This window comes from Neokomagataea thailandica NBRC 106555, assembly GCF_001598495.1.
In the GTDB taxonomy this organism is placed as follows: Bacteria; Pseudomonadota; Alphaproteobacteria; order Acetobacterales; family Acetobacteraceae; genus Gluconobacter; species Gluconobacter thailandicus_A.
On sequence record NZ_BCZB01000018.1, the window covers coordinates 1 to 21,534 of the forward strand.

The 21,534-nt window shown below is 51.0% G+C and carries 18 protein-coding genes, 1 tRNA gene and 1 riboswitch; of the genes, 10 read left to right on the plus strand and 9 right to left on the minus strand.

Translation table 11 applies throughout. The features are described from left to right. Positions 1-70: 70 nt before the first annotated feature. The 8 genes from NTH01S_RS07420 to NTH01S_RS07455 form a co-directional block, all read right to left on the minus strand. Entirely contained in the window at positions 71-1,165 is a 1,095-nt protein-coding gene (locus NTH01S_RS07420) for a sensor histidine kinase (protein ID WP_157070909.1), read from the minus strand. A gap of 25 nt (positions 1,166-1,190) precedes the next feature. Further along, a complete protein-coding gene (locus NTH01S_RS07425; protein WP_157070910.1) occupies positions 1,191-3,587 on the minus strand; it encodes a TonB-dependent receptor in 2,397 nt (798 codons plus the stop codon). Between the two features lie 108 nt (positions 3,588-3,695). Beyond that, positions 3,696-4,544, minus strand: coding sequence for a shikimate dehydrogenase (gene aroE, locus NTH01S_RS07430; RefSeq protein ID WP_068171830.1), 849 nt, complete (start codon positions 4,542-4,544; stop codon positions 3,696-3,698). Positions 4,545-4,591: 47 nt separating this feature from the next. Continuing rightward, positions 4,592-6,007, minus strand: coding sequence for a carbohydrate porin (locus tag NTH01S_RS07435; RefSeq protein ID WP_245642272.1), 1,416 nt, complete (start codon positions 6,005-6,007; stop codon positions 4,592-4,594). A 60-nt stretch (positions 6,008-6,067) separates the two neighbouring features. Next, positions 6,068-6,556: a GlcG/HbpS family heme-binding protein gene (locus tag NTH01S_RS07440; RefSeq protein WP_245642263.1), complete on the minus strand. Its 489-nt coding sequence runs from the start codon at positions 6,554-6,556 to the stop codon at positions 6,068-6,070. A 5-nt stretch (positions 6,557-6,561) separates the two neighbouring features. Continuing rightward, a complete protein-coding gene (locus NTH01S_RS07445; protein ID WP_068171836.1) occupies positions 6,562-8,196 on the minus strand; it encodes a GMC family oxidoreductase in 1,635 nt (544 codons plus the stop codon). 23 nt (positions 8,197-8,219) lie between these two features. Next, complete coding sequence (locus NTH01S_RS07450) at positions 8,220-9,677, minus strand: cytochrome c (protein WP_068171840.1); 1,458 nt, start codon at positions 9,675-9,677, stop codon at positions 8,220-8,222. Positions 9,678-9,694: 17 nt separating this feature from the next. Further along, positions 9,695-10,243, minus strand: coding sequence for a sugar dehydrogenase complex small subunit (locus NTH01S_RS07455; protein WP_068171845.1), 549 nt, complete (start codon positions 10,241-10,243; stop codon positions 9,695-9,697). Positions 10,244-10,740: 497 nt separating this feature from the next. Here NTH01S_RS07455 and NTH01S_RS07460 point away from each other — a divergent pair, with 497 nt between their 5' ends. From NTH01S_RS07460 to NTH01S_RS07500, 9 genes are all read left to right on the plus strand, one after another. Next, on the plus strand, positions 10,741-13,581 hold the full coding sequence (locus NTH01S_RS07460) for a TonB-dependent receptor (protein ID WP_169802060.1): 2,841 nt from the start codon (positions 10,741-10,743) through the stop codon (positions 13,579-13,581). After that, positions 13,581-14,807, plus strand: coding sequence for a histidine-type phosphatase (locus NTH01S_RS07465; protein WP_068171850.1), 1,227 nt, complete (start codon positions 13,581-13,583; stop codon positions 14,805-14,807). The genes NTH01S_RS07460 and NTH01S_RS07465 overlap by 1 nt, the downstream gene beginning before the upstream one ends. 119 nt (positions 14,808-14,926) lie before the next feature. Beyond that, entirely contained in the window at positions 14,927-15,592 is a 666-nt protein-coding gene (gene hisG / locus NTH01S_RS07470) for an ATP phosphoribosyltransferase (protein WP_068171853.1), read from the plus strand. Between the two features lies 1 nt (position 15,593). Further along, positions 15,594-16,880, plus strand: a complete 1,287-nt coding sequence (hisD, locus tag NTH01S_RS07475) for a histidinol dehydrogenase (RefSeq protein WP_068171856.1) — start codon at positions 15,594-15,596, stop codon at positions 16,878-16,880. 190 nt (positions 16,881-17,070) lie between these two features. Beyond that, entirely contained in the window at positions 17,071-17,289 is a 219-nt protein-coding gene (gene infA / locus NTH01S_RS07480) for a translation initiation factor IF-1 (RefSeq protein ID WP_068171861.1), read from the plus strand. A 14-nt stretch (positions 17,290-17,303) separates the two neighbouring features. Further along, positions 17,304-17,945, plus strand: coding sequence for a Maf family protein (locus tag NTH01S_RS07485; RefSeq protein WP_068171865.1), 642 nt, complete (start codon positions 17,304-17,306; stop codon positions 17,943-17,945). Next, positions 17,942-19,030 (plus strand): ribonuclease E/G, encoded by a 1,089-nt coding sequence (locus NTH01S_RS07490; RefSeq protein ID WP_068171868.1) that lies wholly within the window; start codon positions 17,942-17,944, stop codon positions 19,028-19,030. The genes NTH01S_RS07485 and NTH01S_RS07490 overlap by 4 nt, the downstream gene beginning before the upstream one ends. 1 nt (position 19,031) lies before the next feature. Then, positions 19,032-19,202, plus strand: a complete 171-nt coding sequence (locus tag NTH01S_RS07495) for a DNA gyrase inhibitor YacG (RefSeq protein ID WP_068171870.1) — start codon at positions 19,032-19,034, stop codon at positions 19,200-19,202. A 63-nt stretch (positions 19,203-19,265) separates the two neighbouring features. Further along, positions 19,266-19,341: transfer RNA gene (locus NTH01S_RS07500), tRNA-Phe, on the plus strand. A gap of 282 nt (positions 19,342-19,623) precedes the next feature. On the opposite strand, the gene NTH01S_RS07505 is transcribed toward NTH01S_RS07500, so the two are convergent. Then, a complete protein-coding gene (locus tag NTH01S_RS07505; RefSeq protein WP_068171971.1) occupies positions 19,624-20,037 on the minus strand; it encodes a DoxX family protein in 414 nt (137 codons plus the stop codon). Between the two features lie 179 nt (positions 20,038-20,216). Beyond that, positions 20,217-20,414: riboswitch (cobalamin riboswitch) on the plus strand. Between the two features lie 142 nt (positions 20,415-20,556). On the opposite strand from NTH01S_RS07505, the gene NTH01S_RS07510 reads away from it, so the two are divergent. Next, positions 20,557-21,492, plus strand: coding sequence for a HoxN/HupN/NixA family nickel/cobalt transporter (locus NTH01S_RS07510; RefSeq protein ID WP_245642264.1), 936 nt, complete (start codon positions 20,557-20,559; stop codon positions 21,490-21,492). Positions 21,493-21,534 lie beyond the last annotated feature (42 nt).

The following is a 21,534-nucleotide window of genomic DNA, read 5'->3' on the forward strand; positions in this document are numbered from 1 at the left end:
TCTAATAATGCCGCACGGACGGAGGCATCATCATCAATGACATATACAATGCTTTGTAAATCGTTCTGCATTATTGATCTCTTGCGAAGGTGGGAAGAAGAAAACGGAAGGTCGTTCCTTGTTCTTCAGAACAAAAAGCATCAATATGCCCACTATGAGCTTCTATAATTGAACGGCAAATAGCAAGACCCAAGCCTGTGCCAGATTCACGTGTTGTATGGAAGGGTTCAAATATATGGCTCAGAGCGTCTTCAGAAATGCCGATGCCATTATCTGAAATACTGAGAGAAACATAATGTTTATCCTCTGATTCGATTATGATTGTAATATGGCCATTTAATCGGTTGGTCGCGTTAATGGCGGCAATGGCATTGATAATAAGGTTTATGAAGACCTGCTGTATTTGGACATCATCGGCTTTTATTATGGCATCTTCATACATATTTTTAACGGAAATGGTGATGCGGTTTTTGGTTAAATCAGTATCTGTAATATCGATGATTTTTTGTATGAGGGAGGTCAACTGAATGGCTTTGAACGTAGGTGTTGAGCGGCGAGACATGTGACGGATGCGCTCAATAGTATCTGCGGTGCGTGTAGCATCAGTGGCAATGCGTTGAAGTGCTGAGCGTGCTCGTTCAATGTTGGGTGGTGTTGTAGACAGCCAGTTTAAAGCAGCACTTGTACTTGAGGCTATTCCGGTTAATGGTTGTTTGACTTCATGGGCAATGGACGTGCTGAGTTCACCCAGTGTATTGACGCGCGCAAGGTGAATAAGCTGTAAGCGCGCTTCGTGCTCTGCGGCTACGGCTTTGAGCATGCGGGTTGCCATTAGGGTCGTCGCAAAAATGGCAGTAATGCTGAGGGCTGAGTTGATAATGCCTGAGTGTAAATTCCCGTGAGGGGTAATGCACAAACTTATTATGGTCATGGTGGCGCAGAGACAGGCAATGCACCATAAGTATTGAGATGATAAAAATTGAGCACCGATTAAGACGACACTGACATATAAAACGGCTGTGGCAATTTCAAAATTTGTGAAGCTATCTGCCAGAAAGATGAGGGTTGAAAGTATAATGAGGAGCCCCACTCGTGTTGGATGTGTGGAGCGTCTTTGCACATGTTGAGCCTTACGTTGTGTATGGTGGTGGCGCGGCAGGTGCAAAGACGTTCTCCTTTGGGGCTAGGGTTTAAAAACGTGTGCCGACGGTGAAGAGGGCTTGTCGCGGTGCTGCACGCTGCATTGTCTGATAGTCTCCGGAGAATGGGAAGCCATCAACACCCAGTGTACCGATCATTTTCCGATTGAGGAGATTATAGACATCAAATCGGAAGGAAAGAGCGGGGATATGGCCGTGACGGAGTGTTTCATATGAAATATAGGCGCTGGTATTCCAGTAATTGAAGCCCATCACGTCGTTTGTGTAAGAGAAGGGCTGTTCCAAATACACGGTGCTCGTGGCACCTGCTTGCAGGCGGTTATAATGGAATGTGGCACCACTGATTAAAGAGATACCCGGGTATCCTGGTTGCGCCTTCCCTTTAATGGGGAAAATGGTCCCTTCAACGTTGAGGTCAGCATCGTAAGAAAAGCGGCTGACGGATAGGCTCTGGCTGAGGGTTAAAAAACGTCCAATTGGCAAGCTGACGGAGGCATCACCACCGACAATATGTGAGCGGGAAACGGCCCCCACAGTATTTTCAGGGTTGTGCAATGTGCCGACTGATGCTGAGAGAAGGCGGTCAAAAATAAGGCTATAATAGGCATCTAGAGAGAGTACGAAGCGGCCTTCACGGTGGTGTCCACCGACGGTAACCGTGACATCACGCTCTGGTTTAATGTTTTGTGTCGCCGTATCATAAGTGCTTTGATCTGATGCGGTCCAAGGAGAGGCTGAGTAGCCGATATTGCCGCGTGGGGATACGCGAAAGCCGCTTTCTGTTTCTGCAGCATCAAGGAACACATCATTATTGGCGTCTGGATGCCAGAAAACGGAGAGATGCGGCAGGAACCAGTTGCGGGCACGCAGTTTACCTTGAGGCGCATCGTCATCGCCAATGCCGCCGCCATACGTCATGAAATTAACGGCTTTCATACCAAAGCCAAGGGTAAGAGTGGGCAGGATGTGCCAATCATCATGCAAGAAAATTTGCCGTGATGATGTGGTCCAGCGAGAGAGGTTCGCTGTTTGAAAGGTTGGGCCATAAAGCGTGTAAGGGCCAACAGTCTTAAGGGGGGCTCCTTGCCCGAGGGCGGGTTCATTGTACCAAGACGTGCCGGCGCTGGAGCTCGCCATTTCTTGCCAAAGTCCGGCAGACAGGGTGTGTTGTCCAATATGGTAGTTTAGCTCGGCGGTACCGCCAAAACGGCGGATTTGTGGGTGCCATACTTGTTCTGAGAATGGGGCGCCTGTTAGTGATGGTGTTGTTGGATCTGCGAGCGAAGCATGTGTATCGCTGCTTGCACCATAAAATGTAACAGTGCCGCTTAGTGCGTCTGTTGCTTGGAAGTGATGTTGGATGGAGCCAATTAAGTCTCGGGTCGCTTGTCCGCTATCATAAGGGACAAGGTTGGCCATTTCACCGCAGCTATAGGCGCCACAATTTGCATTTGCATTGTCGGGTAAGGCCATACGGTAAGCGGCGGCATAGTTAGGATACATATAATCGGCACGCCAGCCGAGGTTTTTGAGCATTCCGAAAGACTGGTCATTATAGCCCCAGATTTGCGCGGAGGATGCAGAGAAAAATGCGGTGATATTGCCCCAACCGAGGTCTTGTGTTGCTTTGATATTGCCGCGCATCATATTTTGAGAGCCACCGCCCTCATATTTGTCTTTAGAGATGCGCTGAAAGCCCATCAAAATCGCGGGGCCATGTTCACCTAATTGTCCTGTATTGGCCGTTGCGGTGGTCACAAAGGTTTGGTTACTGCCATAGGATTGGTGGATGGCGGCATTCGCCGTATCGGTGGGGTTGCTGAGCATATAACGCAATTCTCCACCGTTATTGCTGCTGGAGAATGTGCTTTCACGGGATGTGCCTGGGGAGACGTAAATGGAGCCTATATTATCGGGTACTCCAATGTTCAGAACGGTTGTGCCTGTGAGGGTACCAAACCCTGTGTCATTTAGAGGGATGTTTTCAAAAGTAATACCGAGTTCGTTCATGTGAAAGCCACGCATGAACAAGCTCGCATCAGATTCGTCCAATCCATAGGAATCGGAGGATGTGTAAGACACACCCGGGGTGTTGGATAGGAGCGCTAATGGGTTGGAGCCGGTGAGGACGTTCTTCCAGCTTGCGGATGTTAAGAGCGTGCCGTTTGCGCGGGTTGGCCGGTTGGCCGAACGCTTGACTTCAATGCTCTCAGGGGTGGAGACGACGTCATGATGTTTGGTGTTGTGGTTCTCTTTATGTGCCGCCAGAGCTTGTTGGTTTATAGCAGGCGCGGAGAGAACAAGAGATGCCGCGATATGTGTATAGAGGCGTTTTCGAAAAGAGAGAGGCTTCCATGCGCTCGAAAGGGCAGAGAGAGCATTCTGAGTGATGGAATAGAATGTATGATGTGTAAATGAGATAAGCATGTGGTGGTCTCCTCTTGGGGAGGGAAACACCACATCTCATGATATTCGATCAATCATGCATAAGTATAAGCACATATACTTTGGTATATGTGCTTTGTTGGCGGTGATTTATTCGAAGATATCTTTCAACGTTTTGGTCATAACGTCAAAATCGAGTGTCTTACCGAGCCAAATTTCAACACCGATTTGCCCTTGATTGACCAGCATGCCGAGGCCATCCAGCGTTGTGCAGCCTTTCTTATCGGCTTCACGCAGGAGGTGGGTTTTGGGAGGGTTAGGAATAACGTCTGCGACGATCAGTTCTTTACGCAGGCTGTCTAGGTTGATAGGAGGCAGGGCTTCTGCATCGCCTAGGCCGATCGGGGTGGCATTAATGGCGATATCGATATCATTACCGATTGTATAATCACCCTCCCACTTGCCTGCCGTTGCTTTGCAATCGGTGTTCTCATTAACGATTTTAGCGATTGTTTCGGCTTTTTTCGGGTCACGATTGATGATGGTGAGTGTTTTTGCACCAGCAAGTGCCGTTTCTACGGCGATAGCACGTGCTGCACCGCCTGCACCAAGCAAAAGAAGGTTTTTTCCTTTTGGGTCCGTGACGGTTTTGAGGGATGCAAGAAAGCCTTTACCATCAGTATTATGGCCTGTTAGGCGGCCATCTTTGATGGATGTACAGTTTACAGCACCAATGATGCGGGCGGATTCGGCCACTTCATCCAAATGCTCTAAAATGGCGACTTTGTGTGGGATGGAGCAGTTGAATCCTGCCCAGCCCATAGCAACAGCGCCTTTAATGGCATCTTTGAGGTTTTCTGCTGGGACATCACAGTTGATGTAACGTGCGTTGAGGCCAGCCTTTTTATATCCGGCTTCAATCATCGCAACGGTAGGGTTGTCGCCGCAGGGGGTAGAGAAAGAGCCCGTGAGAATGCTCAGAAAATCTTGATCACTCATGTGAACGACGTCCTTTAGGTTGCGTGTTGAAGAGGGATCACTGGGGGTTAGAACCCCACAGTGAATTGTCCACCCAGTACGAGTGCATTTTTAAAACGCGTTGTCGCGCCGGGATGTTCCAAATATTGTAGGTCAGCTTGAAGCGCAGCAGCTTTGTGAAGATGGATGCTGTAGAATGCTTCGTAGCTGTTTTCCCAGTTCTGTACGCCCCATACTTGTCCCCATTGGTTGGAGAGGAAGGCGCGGTTTAGAGCGAGGGAAGATTCTTGTTGTAGGGTCACACTCCGGCTCATCTGCATGTGTTGCATCATGATACCAACTTGATCTCCGGGGCGGTGCCATGGGGTGCCGCTCTCAATGAGAGCAAGCCATTCATGATCACGCATGGCGGTAATGGCACCAGATGAGTAACCAACGCCTCCGATGACAATGAGGCCGTTTGCGATGCCGGGGCCGTTGCGTACCAGCATTTGGTCAAACATAAACCATGCTGTTTTCATGCCCGCTAATTGGCGTGGGGCAAGACCTGACGCTTGGAACGAATTGCCGTATCGGTCTTCAAACAGTGCGGGGTAGGTTGAGTTATCGTACCATGCACCAATTTTATAGTTGCCGCGCAGCTTGTCAGGGCCAAATTCGGGCATCCACCCGATTTCAACTTGTGAGGTGACGTGGTTTAAGCCCATTCCATCTTGCAGCATGGCCCAGCCCGAAATGCCGCCATTGTAGCTATGGGGAGAAACGGCAAAAACGCCGCCTTCAATATAAGTTTGCTCTGTGGGGCGTACGCGAAGTACTCCACCGAGGTTACCTGATGGCCAGTCACGGCCGCCCGGATTGTATTTTCCAGGGGCAAAGTTACTACAGACGGAGACGTTCATGAAAGAACAGGCAAGGTAATCATACGCGAAGAAGCTGCCTGTTGGGATATCACCCAGAGAAAGAATAATACGGTCGTTGAGAAAAGCTTTATCGGCGTAGAGCTCAACAAGGTGAGCGATGACGTTACCGCGTGCGCCGTAAATTTGTTCGGGGTTTGTGACAGAATCACCCAATGTGTGGCTGAAGCTATGGCCGTTACCATTGACGACGAGCAGATGTGTCCAAAACCCTGGGATGCCAGCCAGTTTCTGCCAATCAATATCGATTTCACCTGCGACTTGTCCTGACGGTACGGCCGCGCGTGTACGGCCGCCTGTGACATTGCCCATGAACTCTTGGTTGAAAGTCAGGCTAGTGAAGATACCGTGCTTGACCATCCACGGTTGTGCCCCACCCCAATCACCGAAGAGGTGAGGGTTCCCATATAAGCTCGGGATGAGCGGTCCGACATTATAGGTGCCGGTCCCGTCCATAGCAAAAGCTCGGGCTTGGTAGAGGGAGGGGGTGTAGAGGTTATGTGCGGTTTCTGTTTGCGCGTGTGCTGTGGAGGGCAACGCGTAAGCACAGCCAAGGGCCATCATAGAAATGATGGCCGTAGAATAACGTCTGTGCTGAAGTTTTTTGTTCATTCGTTACGCCTGTTATGGCTTGGTTTTGAGGGCTTCTTGTACTGCTGCTTGTGCTAGGCGGGCATCGGTTTCTCCTTCGCCGCCACTGAGGCCGAGGGCGCCGATGATGTGACCGTTGACGGTAATCGGGTAACCGCCGCCAGCCGGTAAAGCATTTGGCAGCGTTGCGATCATGAAGTTCCCTTTATTTAGGGCGTGTTCCATATCTACCGTAGGGCGGGAAAAGGAAAGAGCTGTTTTAGCTTTACGGATAGCGAGTTCGGTGCTGCCGAGCTGTGTGCCATCCATACGCTGGAAAGCAACGAGGTTTCCACCTTCATCGACCACGGCAATGGCAACGCGTGCATGATCGTTCGTTGCTTCGGTATGTGCTTGGTTGATAAATTTCAGAGCAGCTTGAAGGTTCACGGTAGGCTCCTGCGCCATAGCGAGTGGGCTGATGAACGTTGCGCCTGCAAGTCCAAGAGTGGCTGTTAGGTTGCGGATGAAAGAAAGCGTCATCGTCATTATCCGTTCTTGTGATCAGCAAGGATGGCATCGCCAGCGCGCAGGGAGAGCGCAGCCATGGTCAGGGTTGAGTTGACTGTGCCAGAAGCGGCCATAGTCGCGCCAGTTGCAAGGAACAGATTGGCGTGATCATGGGTGCGGAGCCATGAATCGACGACGGAATCACGTGGGTCATGGCCCATGATGGTGCCGCCGGTGATGTGGTTGTTGGGTGTGAAATAAGGCGCAATCTCGATTTCAGTGCCGCCCATGGCTTTAGCAATATCGAGCAAGCGTTGACGCGAAATGGCGGCAGACTTGCGGACATATTCACCCACATCGTAGGTCACCTCTGGGTGTGGAATCCCCAGAGCGTCACGGTGGTCTTTCGATAGAACGAGGCGGTTTTCTGGGTTCGGCAGGACTTCATGGTTGGCGTAAAGGTCGACGCCATGCGCGGTGCGGCGGCGAATTTCTTCATCCAATTTTTTACCAACCAGCCCCATGGAGAGGGCTTTCATACCCGCACGTGAGTTCTGCGCCGTATTGTTATAGCCGATTTGGGTTGCAGCATATTCGGAGCGGAAATCACCGTCTCGGAAGTTGGTGATGGAGCTCATTTGCACTGAACCACCACCAGCCCAGATAGGTTCAGCCGCTTGCAGGCTCATGCCTAAGCCGGGGTGATCCATCATGTTCCGGCCAACTTGGTCGGACGAGTTGGCGATACCGTTCGGGTTGCGGCTATTGGCGGCCAGCAGGAGAAGTTTGGGGGTTTCAATACCATTGGCCGCGATGACAAATGTTTTTGCCGTTACGCGGTAGGAGTGTTTGTCTGGGTCATAGAAACGTAGTGCTGTGATCTTGTTCGCGGCATCCGTTTCAAAGGCATAAACAACAGCATTTGGGATGATGCGTGCGCCGTGTTTTTCAGCCTTCATGGCAGCATAGACGCCGTTATACATGGCCCCAATAGGGCAGATCGGCATACAGTTATTGTTACCACAGCATTGTGGGCGGCCATCATAGGGGCGGCTGTTACGCCCTTGCGGCACGGGGGTGTTATCAAAGCCCAGCTTTTTGACGATTTCCGTGAAGGTGCGGTCCCCATAACCATAAGGCATGGAGGTCATTGGCCAAGGTTGCTGACGAGGGGCGGAGGGAACGATCGTTTGATCATTCGGTCCCATGACGCCCATTTCGCACTCAGCGGCGTAATAATATGGCTCTAGATCGTCATAGCTTAAGGCATAATCACGGCCGACGCCGAATTGGCTGTGTAGGCGGAAATCATTAGGCAGGTAGCGCCAGCTTGAAGCGGCCCAGTGCCATGTTGTTCCTCCAACGCCTTTGATGATGCCCTGCTTATAGGCCGTACGATCGGGGCCCTTGACGATCAGGTATCCGTTATCCGGGAAGAAGTTGGTGTGTGGTGCCCATGGTACGCTTGGGTATGGTGTTGCGTAATCATACTGGGATTTGTTGTCAGGAGGCATAGCGCGCCAGTTTTCAACAATTTGGTCACGGTCACGGCGTGGGCCAGCATCAAGTAGCAATACAGAGAGGCCGTTACGAGCCAGTTTGTGAGCCAGCATGGAGCCGCAAATACCTGCGCCAGCAATGACGACGTCTGCGGAAAGGTTTTGTTCAGTCATGGTAGTAGTTCCTTAAGTTCCGTTCAGACGCGGCGGCGGCGAAGGATTGTGCGCAGGGCGAAGACAACAATGATCAAGCCAATTAATCCGGCTGCTGCGAGGCTGATCATCACTTTCGGGTTTGCAAGCTGTGCAACCAGAACAGGCTTGCCGCCTGAGCGGATCTGACGGACGAACTCTGGAGAGACGGTTGCTTGTGTGTTGCCGAAATGGCTGAGGACATAGTCGGCAATGTCCGCCACTTGAGCATCCGTTAGAGGTTGGACGAGTGAGTTATCGCCGAAGGCTGGCATGAGTACTTCATGGCCATCAATAGTGCGGTCAACGCCGAAGAGAATGCTGGCGACGAGGTCATTCGGGTTGAGTTGACCTGTCGTTGTGTTGCCGACGAGTGAGGGATATTGCCCGTCTGGTGTGCCGCGACCATTGGTTTGGTGGCAGCTTGCGCAAGTTGATTCATACAAGACGGCACCATCGGTAATGCCGGCGAGTGTGCTGGTATTCCGCCGGGCATCGGCTGATGTAATGTCGTACCCTGATGGGTGGCCGCCATGATTGAAGTTTGCGGCTGTTACACCGTTTTCATGGATGGGCGGGACCGAGCGAAGATAGGTGATAATTGCTGAGATGTCGCTATCAGGCAGATGCTGTAAGCTGTGCTCAACGGCTTCAGCCATAGGGCCAGCCGCGCGTGCATGAGCGGTTTTGCCAGTTTTGAGGTATGTGAAGAGGTCTTCATCAGACCAGCCGCCGATACCGCTTAACGGATCACTGGTGATGTTGGGTGCGCGCCATGGGCCTATATCTGCACCGGAAAGGTACTGAGATTGCTTGGGTACGAGCAGCATGTTGCGGGGTGTATGACATTCACCGCAATGCGCGAGTTGATCTACGAGGTAGCGGCCACGGTTCCAGTCATCGCTACGTGCATGATTAAACACATAGGGCGTATCACTGATGCTGGCGACCAGTTTCCATAGGCTCAGAGAGGCACGTATGTTGAACGGGAAGGGGAGCTGCGTTTTTGGCGCGGGAGCATCAACAGCCGGGACTTCCGTCATGATGTAGGAATAAAGAGATTTTATGTCTGCATCTGTCAGTTGGCTATACGCATCATAGGGCATCGCTGGGTACACATTGGCGCCATCAGGACGTACGCCGTGGCGCATTAACGTGGTGAATTGTTCCAGCGTATAATTGCCGATGCCGTATTTTTTGGATGGGGTAATGTTGGTGGAGTAAATATTCCCCATTGGTGAGGCGATTGCATAGCCGCCAGCAAGGAATTTTCCATCTCGGCCATTTGTATGACACGCGGCGCAGTCTGCTGCGATGGCGAGATAGTGGCCGCGGCTGATGGAAGGATGTTTGGCTGACTCGGGTACCGGGGCTGCGGGCTGTGCGTATGCAACGGCCGTGGAGGCAAGCAAGGCTGCGCAGAATGCTACTGGCGCGATGGAGCGGAATGAGAAAGAGAACATGCTGGGTGAGCCCTTGCTTAAAATTTCGGCATAACGTCGACGGGGTTGGGCTCGGCCAGCCAGTAATTGGGGCCGTTATGCGCGTAGGTTGGGATCACCACGTTATCCCGTGAGGTTTGGTACATCAGGGCGCTACCAAATGCGTATACTTTGGCATTGGTGCCGTCTTCGAGCACTCCAGCGTACCATCCTTTGATGATTTGCAGCACAAGTGGGCGTAGTGGGTCATTGGTGAACTGTGCATCGAAGGTTTCGATATCAGGTGCTTGGCTTTGGGCTATGCGATTATTCAGCGTGGTTATGTCTGTATGCAAAGTGGGGTGCAGTGCTTGTAGGCCGCTTAAAAGGGCGGCGCCTGTTGTGAGGTTCAAAGCACTATGCCCCGTGACAAAGCGCGACAATGTCATGAAGGTATCGATGTTAGTCGGATCTGTGGTGACGACGTCTTGTGCCATGGCGGGTATGGCAGCCCACCCATAGGCTGTGACAAGGGCCGCCCCGGAAGCGAGAGCAAGGTGCCGGCGTGTAAGTGTGGGGGCAGTATTAAGAAAATCTGGGCCAGCCATGACGGAATTCCTTGTAATAAGGCGTCGTTTTGAGAAGTATCACGTCATGTAGAGAGGCGTGATGGTGAGTGTTTCAGTTCTTATGAGTGAGTAAATTTCATGTCTCTTTATCGATGAGAAATAAAAATAACGTGATAATGCATTTGTTTTTGAGAAAGTGTGTTTAATTTTATTTTATTATTTGAAATATTTATCAGGGCGAAGTATTGTTGTTATTAATTATCATTATTAATAATGAAATGGCATTTTTATGAATTTAATTTCATCGTATGAAACAAAACATTAATATGACCATTTTATTCTGTGTTACTTATAAAGTTAATATAAATAACCGTTGATAATACGAATATGTAAACATAAAACCCCGATTTAGATAAAAAATTACCACATAATGTTGGTAATTGAAAATGAAGTTTTTTGATTATTTGTGGGGTATTATGTATTTTTGTCTTAATGGAAGCGTAAAGCGGAAAATTCGGTCCTGTTCTTTCCCTTTAATGGCAGTATTAACGGTATCGGGCAGTGCTTTGGCGCAGACGGCACCACAAGATGGTCTTGTCAAAAAACATGTAGCGGCGCATTTGAAACAGCATACGGCGCTGTCTTCTGGAAATGTGCGTGCTGTGCCTACTCAACCGCTAGCCCCAGCTGCTCTAGTTCCGTCCGCTCCTGTGATGGCACGTACAGTGGTAAAGCCTGTTGACCCTGAAATTGAACAGATTCAGGTGCACGCTCAGAGGCAAGTCAGTGGCGCGGCGGCGCTTGATGAGCAGCGTCATAGCGTTGGCGTATCGACTGTGATGTCGCGTCAGCAGATTGAACAGGCTCCGCAAACCAACTTATCCGATATTTTGACGCGTATGCCGGGGATCTCGGCGTATAGTAATATGAGTGGTGGTCAGGCTGCGACGGGTGAGACGCAGTACATGAGCATTCGTGGTTTGGATTCCAGTTATAACGCTTACACGTTGAATGGTGAGCGTGTAGCGGCATCTGATCCTGCGACGCGTGCTGTGTCTTTTGATATGTTGGCGCCGTACGGCATCACATCCGTGAAGGTTTCAAAAAGTACCTCAGCGGATATGGATGGTGATGCGATTGGTGGCGCGATTGATATTCGTACACCAACGGCTTTTGATTTTACGGGCTCACTTACTCGGATTTCTCTGCAGGGCCAGATTAATGACCGTGCCTCTCAAATTGGGGTGCCGTTTGGTGGTGGTACTGGGCAGGTCGAGCTAGCGCGTCGCTTTGGTCATGATGGGCGCTTTGGCGTGTATATGACGGGTTATTATTCGGATAAAAGCGTTGCGGCGAGTGCAGTCGCGCCGAATAAAAGCTTGAAGGCAACAGCACTTGGGGAAAATGGACTACCTCTTACGCAGGTTTCTGCGGTGTCCACCTCCCAGATGAAATACGATATCTATACCAGTCGTTTACGCCGTTATGGTGGTTCTCTCTCGTTGAATTACCAAGGGGATCATCAGGATTTTTACGCGCTTGGGACATACGGTGCGTATAATACGAAGCAAGACGATAATCAGGTTTCTTTGCGTGGTAATACGGGCCTTTATGGTGCGGATGGGCAATATCAAAGCCCAACAGCAACGCGCGGTCAGTATTTTGAAACAAACGATTCTAACCAACTCATGACCACGCAAAAAATTGGGGGTGAGACGCGCCTGGATCGTTGGACGGTCGATTATGATCTGTTCAATAGCTACAGCGTTTTGGCGAGCCCTGATCAGGTAGAAGGCAGCATGTACGGGCCTTTCTATGCGACGGGTCCTTTCAAGTTCAATGTGTCCAACACGACGTTGCCGCGTGTGTCCGGCCCGGCTGCGGGTGTGTCTCAGCTTTTAAACCAAGATATTGATAAGTTTTATAAGACGCAGGGTCGTGATGCACAGAGCATTGCCGATATGTATGGCATCCATGCTGATGCGAATTATCGTTTTAAAAGTGATATTCTGAAGTCTATCGCGTTCGGGGTGAAGGTGAGTGAGACGGACCGCCAGTCCTATGCTCATCCCTTTTTCCATAGTGATAATAATTTTGTTTATAATGGTCCGTTCTTTGGTGGGCCAAAATATACATCAAGCAATCCGGGCGGGCCGGCTATTAGCAATATCCCGGGACAGCAGGTGGATGTGTTCGGCGGTGCGGCTGGTCCGTTGCGTTTGTTAAGCCGCGATTGGGTGCGTGCAACGACGATCCCGTATAAATATCAAAATGACCCGAAGGGGGCGGGTATTTATACACAGAATGATTGGAACGCGAACACGAGCACAGGTGTGGAGCGTATTTATGCGGGTTATGTTGCGCTGAATTTGCAGGCGGGTCCGGTCGATATCCATCCGGGCTTCCGTTACGAATGGACTGACTTTGGCGGTACGCACTGGCAGAATAACGGCAACGGTACGGGTAATGCTGTGCGCATGCATCAGTCATACGGCACACCATTGCCGTACTTGAATATCAACTGGCGCCCGACATCCATGAGTGTTCTGCGCTTTGGTGTGCGCCGGGCCTTTACACGTCCTGCTTTTGGTCTGGTCAATGGTGCGACCTCGATTTCATTGGATTCACAAACCAACGCGATCCAATCGGTTTCTATGCCGAACCCAAATTTGCGCCCGACATCCGCAACGGTGTTTGACTTCAGTGGTGAGCTTTATAATCATCATGAAGGCGTCGTATCAGCAGCGGTGTATTATAAGCGTATCCAGAAATACGTCTTTATGTCGGTGTCTGGAACGAGCAATAGCTCCTCACTTGGCGGTGTTGTGCCAACAGGCTCCTATACGGATGGAAACACTCAATTTTCTATGCCGAATAATGGTGGCAATGCCACGTTGGAAGGCTTGGAATTGAATGCTCAACAGCGTTTGACGTTCCTACCGGGCTGGTTGTCTGGTTTTGGTGTAAACGGGAATATCACGTTGCAGCATTCCAATGCACAAAGCGGCCTGAAGGGGCATCCAGACACCGCGCTGCCGCGTGCACCGGAGATGATGTATAATCTAGGTGTGTTTTATAATCGTGGTCCGGCGAAGTTTAACCTGAACTACAATTATGTAGGCACGCAGCTTCTGGGCTTGAACAGCAGCTTGCCGGATTATTACCTCCAGCCAACGCAGCGCTTGGATATGAGCGCACAATATGCTCTGGGTCATGGCATGACCGCGACGGTTGCGATGCAAAACCTGCTGAATACCCCGGCATTCTGGGAAACGGCAGGGAAGGGTAAGTCCTTCATGGCGTATGATGGATCGGCCAACGGGTCTTTTGTGCAGACCGGTCGTATGTACCTCTTTGGATTGAACGGATCGTTCTAATGATGGGCCTGTCGTTGTTTTTTCGTAAAATTGCGGCAGGCGCCGTTATGGCAGTAGCTGTTGGTACGGCTACTGCGCATCCAATCACTGTATCTCATGGGGTGAAGCACTCCCCATGGGTTTTGACGCATGTTGAGATGGTCATGCGGCATGGTATTCGTTCACCATTGCCCTGGCAGGTTCCGCATGGTGTTGGCGTTATTGGTGGTTGGCCTGTTTGGGCTGTTCCTGCTGGTAATCTCACGCAGCACGGTGCGGAAGCTTTGCAAGAAGTCGGGCAATATGACCGGCTTTGGTTAGGGCAGGTGAGGGTTTTGCCTAAGGTAGGATGCCCTGACGCTGGGCGTGTGCAGATTATTGCGAACTCGGCTCAGCGGACGATTGCGAGTGCTGAGGCTTTTCGTGAAGGCTTGGTGCCGGGATGTGCCTTGAGCATTGAACACTTTGCGCCGGGTCAAATGGATGTACGGTTTGCGCCTCTAGATGCCGCGCCACAACGCTTTGATATGCAGAAGATCGTTCCGCAATTGCCGGACCCGCAAGTCTTGTATGCGCGTGATAAAGCGGCTTTGCAGCTTTTGGGGCGCGTGGTGCGGTGCTCGTCTGGTGTTTGTCCGTTTCTAGACGCTCCGAGTACGGTGGCTCCCGATAGAACGGGGCATGGCTTAGTGTTATCAGGGCCTGTTTCTGATGGAGCATCCCTCGCGGAAGCGCTGATTTTGGCTTATGTGGATGGCCGTGAGACAGGTTGGGGGCAATTGACCCCGGAAGCGCTGGGACAGTTATCTGTTTTGCATGCCGATATGTTGGCCACGGTGAATCGGCCCAAGGTTCTGGCGAAGTTATTATCGCAAGATATGCGGGCGCAGCTTGTGCGCGATATGGTTGAGAGTTCGGCACAATCACCGGCTTTGCGGGTTTATGTTGGGCATGATGATACAATTGCACCGCTTTTGACCGCATTGGGTGTTCATGTGCAGGCACCGGGACAAGCGGAAGATGAGATTCCGGTTGGGTCAGCGTTGATTTTGGCGCTGTATCACAATCAACGTACGAATATGGATGCGTATCGGGTATTTTTTCAGGCGCAATCTTTGGAAGGTTTGCGAAATTTAGGAGAGCAGGGTTTGCCGCAATTGCAGCCTCTTACGGTGCCGGAATGTCGTGATACGTTGGGGTTCTGTGCGTCGGCTGTGTTGATAAATCGCCTTAAAAAGGGCGAATAGCGGGAATAAATGGGTATGGCGTATTTGGGAAGAGCGCCGCTTCGTGGTATGCGCTGCTGCATGTCACTGGAAAGAGCACACCGCGTTTCTGGTGAGGCTGCAACGAGGACCGACACGTTATGACCGCCGCTCCACTGATACTCGCACTGCCTAAAGGACGTATTCTTAAGGCCTTAAAGCCTGTTCTGAAGCATACCGGGATTGAGCCGGACGCGGATTGTCTGGATGAGAGCAGCCGCCGCCTGCGTTTTGGGACATCAGACCCGAATTTGGATGTTGTCCGTGTGCGTTCGTTCGATGTGGCGACGTTCGTGGCCTATGGTGGTGCGCAGATCGGCGTATGTGGCTCTGATGTGCTGATGGAATTTGATTATCCAGATATTTATGCACCGTTAGATCTGGGTATTGGTGGGTGCCGTATTTCCGTTGCCCGCCCTAAAGATGTGGAAGAAGACCCGACGACAGGGTGCTCCCATCTCCGTGTAGCCACGAAATATCCGTCAATCGCGCGCCGTCATTTTGCATCTCAAGCGATTAATGCTGAAATCGTGCATCTGAATGGTGCTATGGAATTAGCGCCGACCTTAGATCTGGCGTCTGTCATTGTTGACTTGGTGGATACGGGTTCAACATTGCGGGCAAATGGTTTGGTGGAAACAGACGTGGTGGCGCAGGTAAGTAGCCGCTTGATTGTAAACCGGGTGGCGTGGAAGACGCGTCCGGAAGAGATTGGCGCTTTGATTGAACGTTTTCGTGCTGCACTGAATGAAGAAAAGGCGGTTTGAGATGCGCCATCTGAACAGTGTGGATTCGAATTTCTCAGCTGATTTTTCGGCCCTTTTGCAGGGTCGCAGCAGTGATGAGCGCAGCGTTTCTGAGCCGGTACGGGCGATTCTTGCCGATGTTAAAGAACGTGGTGATGCTGCTGTGTGTGAATACACGGAGCGTTTTGACCGCTTGGCTTTAACGCCTGAGGCACTGCGCATTGATGCGGAGACGATCAAGGCAGAGGCCGCACGTGTGCCAACTGAGCTTATGGATGCTTTGAAGGTTGCTGCGCGCCGTATTGAAGCGTTTCATGAGGCACAAAAACCAACAGATCTGGATTTTACGGATTCAGAGAATGTACGGCTTGGTATGCGCTGGACGGCGTTGGATGCCGTTGGGCTGTATGTGCCGGGTGGCAAGGCGGCGTATCCGTCTTCTGTATTGATGAATGCTTTGCCTGCGCGTGTTGCGGGTGTGAAGCGTTTGGCGATGTGCGTGCCAACGCCTGATGGCGTGTTGAATCCGTTGGTTCTGGCGGCAGCACAGCTTTGCGGTGTTGAAGAAATTTATCGTATCGGGGGCGCGCAGGCTGTTGGGGCTATGGCGTATGGTACGCAGAGCATTGCGCCGGTGGATCGGATCGTTGGGCCGGGTAATGCTTTTGTGGCGGAAGCGAAGCGGCAGGTCTTTGGTCAGGTGGGGATCGACAGCATTGCCGGGCCGTCAGAAGTTGTTGTGGTAGCTGACGGACAGAACGACCCGCGTTTGGCGGCGGTTGATCTTCTGGCGCAAGCGGAACATGACGAGCAAGCGCAGGCGATTTTGATCACGACAGATGCTGCTTTTGGTGATGCCGTGATTGCGGCTGTAGCAAAAGAGCTGGAAACCTTGCCGCGCGCGGCCATTGCTTCTCGGAGCTGGGACGATCATGGTGCGGTGATTGTGGTGCGTGATCTGGATGAAGCGGCGGAACTCGTGAACCGTTTGGCGCCTGAGCATCTGGAAGTGCTGTTGGATGATCCGCGTGGTTTTAGCGCGCAGGTGCGTCATGCTGGGGCTATCTTCCTAGGGCGTTATTGCCCAGAAGCTGTGGGTGATTATGTCGGTGGCCCGAATCACGTCTTGCCGACGAGCCGCACTGCGCGTTTTGCATCAGGTCTGTCCGTCTTTGATTTTATCAAGCGCACAACGATGATTGAGACGAACGCAGATGGTCTAGGCCGGATCGGGCCTGCTGGTGTTGCCTTAGCGCATGCGGAAGGTTTGGATGCGCATGCTTTGAGTCTTTCACTGCGTTTGAAGTAAGAGATGAGCATGTGATTTGCTGGAAAAGAGCCACGCGTTTCTGAAGTTTTGAGCTTGGAAGTGCGTTTTGCTTGACCTTTTGGCCGTCAAGAAGCACATAGCACACTGGTTTTTTCGGCTTTTGGGCCGAACTGCAGGGCAGGGGCTCTGTATTTTCCATCATGGACCGTACCCTCAGACAAGGACTAACATGTCGAAAGAAGATCTGATCGAATTTACTGGCACCGTTATGGAGCTGCTGCCGAACGCGATGTTCCGTGTGACGCTGGATAACGAACACACCATTTTGGCGCATACGAGCGGCAAGATGCGTAAGAACCGTATTCGTGTTCTCGCTGGTGACCGTGTGAACGTTGAAATGACGCCATATGACCTGACGAAGGGTCGTATTACCTTCCGCTTTAAATAATAGCGGGACGCGGCATGACCGATTCTTTAGCGCCGGAAACTGCGGATGTGCAGCGCCCGGCACTGGTTCTTGCGTCAGCTTCGCCACGCCGCCTTGATCTGTTGAAACAGATTGGCGTGTGCCCAGATCGGGTGCAGGCGGCAGATATTGATGAAGAACCACGCCCGCAGGAGTTGCCGCGTGTACTCGTCCGCCGTTTGGCGCAGACAAAGGCACTTTGCATTGCTGAGCAATGTGCAAATTCTGCTCTCATTCTTGGTGCGGATACGGTTGTTGCTGTGGGACGACGGATTCTGCCGAAAGCAGAAGACGAGAAGACAGCTCGTGCATGCCTGAAGTTGCTTTCTGGGCGGAGCCATCGCGTTTATACTGCGGTTGTGTTGAAGCCCAGTGCCGCCAATACGCATGGGGTTGCCTGTGAACGTTTGGTGGAAACATCGGTGGCGTTTCATCGTTTAACGGATCAGCAGATTGATGCGTTGATTGCGCAAGGTGATTGGCGCGGTAAAGCCGGTGGTTACGCCATTCAAGGTGCAGCGGCAGCGCATATTCGCCAAATTGGCGGCAGCTATTCTGGCGTTGTTGGTTTGCCGTTGTTCGAAACGGCGCAATTACTGCGTGGCCAACCGGGTTTGGCGGCAACTTGGATTGTATGATTGAGATACGTGCAGCCTGTTCACCAGGTGAGATGCGTATTGCTGTCATTGATACAGATTGTGTTGATGACGATGGTACCACATCAGGCTGGTTAGATGCCGCTATATGGCGGCCGGGTGCGCCAGATGGTGTGGGGGATGTGCATGTTGTGCGTGTACAGACCATTACGCCTGCTTTGGGGGGGATGTTTGTCCTTCTTGAAGGGGGCGTAACGGGTTTTATGCCGTGCCGAAAGCCTATTGAGCAGGGGCGTTTGGCCGTTGCTCAGGTTGTACGGGCGGCACAAAATAATAAAGGCTTGAGACTGCGTTTGATGGATCAGGCTGTGCCTGATGATGTGAATGCGCCTCACCGTGTGTCTTATGGCGCAACACCTTTGGAAGAGCTTGCTCAGCGTTATCCAGAGGCTCCTATCATTCTTGATAGCCAGAGTATGGGTGTGCGCTTGCCTGTGACGTTACGGAAGCGCTGCCATTATGTGCAGGCGGCGTTTGATGCCGAGCAAGAGGCTGTTTTTGATACGCTAGGAAGTAGCGATGCTTCGATTGGTGGTTTGACAGCATTATTTTCCTTCACGCCAGCCCTTGTTGCGATTGATTTAGACAGCGCAGGACATCCTGCTGGGGCGCAGCCGGATTTTGCGGGGAATGTAGCCGCGTTCCCGGCTTTGGCCCGTGAAATTCGGCTACGGAATGTCTCCGGTACTTTGCTTATTGATGCCGCTGGGGTGCGTACTAGGAAGAGACCTGCATTGGCAGGTTTTCTGAAAACGGCCCTGGCAACTGACATCATACAGCCAGAAGTGTTGGGTGCGACGCCTTCTGGACTTTTAGAGGTGGTACGGAAGCGTACGCGCCCGCCAATGCACGAGGTGATGCACTCTGCACATGGTAAGGCGCTGGCTATACTGCGTCAGATTCTGCGCGAAGGGCGGAAGGGTACACAACTGGTCGCGTCTATTTCGGTGGTGCGGGCTTTAGAGCGTGACCCTGATGCGCTTGAAGAGTGTATCTTGCAGCGAGCTGCGTCCTTAGAGTTGGTTGTTGACCCTGAGCGCTCTGTTTCCCAGTGGAGTTTGGTATAAAATGGCGTGCCCTGTTTGTAAGCGTACAACAGAACAAGCTTTTCGTCCGTTTTGTTCGCAGCACTGTGCTGATGTCGATTTGGGGCGTTGGTTCACGGGGGAATACCGTGTTCCGTCCCTTCGTCAGGACAATGATGAAGAAATTGAAAATTCTTTTGGTAAAGAGGGTTGATCATCTGACGGGGATGGGCTAACTACCCCGTCACCGGTTGAAGTAACTCTTCAGACGGCCGGTGCCCAAGTAGCTCAGTTGGTAGAGCATGCGACTGAAAATCGCAGTGTCGGTGGTTCGATCCCGCCCTTGGGCACCATTTAAAAATCCATAAAAATTCTATAAGAAAATAAAACTGACTTCTTCGAAGTGCAGTGCAGCATGCGCTAAGTTTTTTTGTGCCCGTGCAAGTTGTAGCTAAGGGGTTTGCTATTGTATTCGCGTATGATGGCGAAGGCAGTTGGTACGCTGTGCATCGTGCAATCAATAATAGATAGATTTCCTTATGTGAGGGGGCGTAGAAAGCTCCGTAGATCCTTCTATGATGCAGAAAGAAAAGCGAATGCTTGGGTTTTTACGCCCAAGCATGTTGAATAGTGATTTAGGATATTTGTTTTTTGGTGAGGCTGAAGCGCCCCGCTCCTGTTGCTGCGACTGCCAGTAAGCCGCCTGCAATGCTGATATTTTTATAGAAATGAATCATCATATCGTAACGCATCATGCCACTCATCGTCCAAAAATGGTGACCGATGAAGCCGGTAGCGATTGTATAGACCGAGAGCAGGATGGCGACGGGCTCAACAAGAACGCCGAAGACAAGAGCAAGACCACCGCCTAACTCTGCCACGATTGCTATGATGGCGGAAAGAGTGGGGAGTGGTGCACCGGCGTGTATCATGTAACCAACTGCGCCGGAAAAGTCAGATATTTTTCCCCATCCCATGACAAGAAATAAAAGTGCAAGGCCAAGGCGGGTGATGAGCAAAAGTGTATCGCGGGGGAAGAGGGCGTTCATGTGATTGGTTCCTTTTAAGGGGCTGTATTGTTGTGTTGTCGTGACGATAACGGGCTTGCTGGCCATTAAAAATAGAAACTAAAGAAAAGCATCATTTCTTATTTTTATTATGTGATCCCTAAGGGAAGGGTACAGTTGAGAGTGTCACACTCTTTCCATTGTGGGAGTAGCTGCGTAGGACTGGTTTAAAGGATGAGGGTCTTGCGCAAGCAAGCTAAGAGGGAACGCTGAAGAGCCATAAGGTTTAGACGGCGGCTGTCCCCGCAACTGTGAACGGTGAGTGACCGCGATAATGCCACTGGTGTGTAAAGTGCTGGGAAGGTGCGGTTTTACGATGACCTGTGAGCCAGGAGACCTACCTTCATCATGGAACGCCATGAGGACTCAGCCGGGGTGTGCTGGGGAGGGATAAAAATTATGTTGTTAGGCCGAATGAGAGAGCCACGATTGCGGCGCCGCATTACTGGGCTCTATGGTGTTTTAATCAGTGCTAATGTGGCCGTATGGGTATGGGCTTTTATGGTATTTCGACATCAACCTTTGATGTTGGGTAATGCCATGCTCGCTTATGGTTTTGGTTTACGACATGCAGTCGATGCAGACCATATCGCGTCTATTGATAATGTGACGCGCAAATTGGTGCAGTTGGGTAAGTGGCCATTAACGACGGGATTTTGGTTTGCGTTAGGACATTCAGCGATTGTGGTGATTGCGACCGTAGGCGCTGTTGTTCTTTCATCTTTGCTACAAAAGCACTTTGCGCATTTTCGTGATATTGGTGGTTTAATCAGTACAGTCGTATCAGCGGGTTTTTTGTTTATATTAGCGCTAACAAATATTTTTGTATTGCGTGGTATTTGGCGAATATATCGTCAATTCCGTTCTGGTGGCTCCTATGTTGAAGAAGATTTTAATGCACTTTTGAATGGACGAGGGCTGATAGCACGGTTGTTGCGGCCTCTTTTTCAATTGGTTACGCAGAGCTGGCATATGCTTTTGCTGGGTTTTTTATTTGGGCTTGGCTTTGATACGGCAACGGAAGTCTCTTTGCTGGGGTTATCAGCTAGTCAGGCTTCTCATGGTGTATCTTTGGGAACGGTGATGGTGTTTCCGGCTTTGTTTGCTGCGGGAATGTCTTTGATCGATACGACAGATGGTGTGCTGATGTTAGGGGCCTATCGATGGGCCTTTATCCACCCTATGCGAAAAATATATTACAATCTGACGATTACGCTCGTGTCTATTGTGGTTGCCTTATTCATTGGCTGTATTGAGGCACTACGTTTGATTGATGACTATTGTAATGGCCAAGGCTGGTTTTGGCGTATGATTTCTGGGTTAAGTGATAATTTTAATGATTTGGGATTTGTGATTATTGCGCTTTTTATCACGGCATGGGGCGTTTCGATGATCATGTATCGTTACGCAGGTAGTGTGCAGAGAAACGTTCAGTAAGGTAAAGAAGGGCGGTCTGTTCTGTAACAGACCGCCCCTTTC

Coding starts and splice junctions, on each gene's coding strand:
- NTH01S_RS07455 (WP_068171845.1), bottom strand. CDS start 10,243: ATGGCTGGCCCAGATTTTCTTAATACTGCCCCCACACTTACACGCCGG.
- NTH01S_RS07425 (WP_157070910.1), bottom strand. CDS start 3,587: ATGCTTATCTCATTTACACATCATACATTCTATTCCATCACTCAGAAT.
- NTH01S_RS07460 (WP_169802060.1), top strand. CDS start 10,741: ATGGCAGTATTAACGGTATCGGGCAGTGCTTTGGCGCAGACGGCACCA.
- NTH01S_RS07485 (WP_068171865.1), top strand. CDS start 17,304: ATGACCGATTCTTTAGCGCCGGAAACTGCGGATGTGCAGCGCCCGGCA.
- hisG (WP_068171853.1), top strand. CDS start 14,927: ATGACCGCCGCTCCACTGATACTCGCACTGCCTAAAGGACGTATTCTT.
- NTH01S_RS07440 (WP_245642263.1), bottom strand. CDS start 6,556: ATGACGCTTTCTTTCATCCGCAACCTAACAGCCACTCTTGGACTTGCA.
- NTH01S_RS07450 (WP_068171840.1), bottom strand. CDS start 9,677: ATGTTCTCTTTCTCATTCCGCTCCATCGCGCCAGTAGCATTCTGCGCA.
- NTH01S_RS07435 (WP_245642272.1), bottom strand. CDS start 6,007: ATGATGGCCCTTGGCTGTGCTTACGCGTTGCCCTCCACAGCACACGCG.
- NTH01S_RS07495 (WP_068171870.1), top strand. CDS start 19,032: ATGGCGTGCCCTGTTTGTAAGCGTACAACAGAACAAGCTTTTCGTCCG.
- infA (WP_068171861.1), top strand. CDS start 17,071: ATGTCGAAAGAAGATCTGATCGAATTTACTGGCACCGTTATGGAGCTG.
- NTH01S_RS07505 (WP_068171971.1), bottom strand. CDS start 20,037: ATGAACGCCCTCTTCCCCCGCGATACACTTTTGCTCATCACCCGCCTT.
- NTH01S_RS07445 (WP_068171836.1), bottom strand. CDS start 8,196: ATGACTGAACAAAACCTTTCCGCAGACGTCGTCATTGCTGGCGCAGGT.
- aroE (WP_068171830.1), bottom strand. CDS start 4,544: ATGAGTGATCAAGATTTTCTGAGCATTCTCACGGGCTCTTTCTCTACC.
- NTH01S_RS07465 (WP_068171850.1), top strand. CDS start 13,581: ATGATGGGCCTGTCGTTGTTTTTTCGTAAAATTGCGGCAGGCGCCGTT.
- NTH01S_RS07490 (WP_068171868.1), top strand. CDS start 17,942: ATGATTGAGATACGTGCAGCCTGTTCACCAGGTGAGATGCGTATTGCT.
- NTH01S_RS07510 (WP_245642264.1), top strand. CDS start 20,557: ATGGTATTTCGACATCAACCTTTGATGTTGGGTAATGCCATGCTCGCT.
- hisD (WP_068171856.1), top strand. CDS start 15,594: ATGCGCCATCTGAACAGTGTGGATTCGAATTTCTCAGCTGATTTTTCG.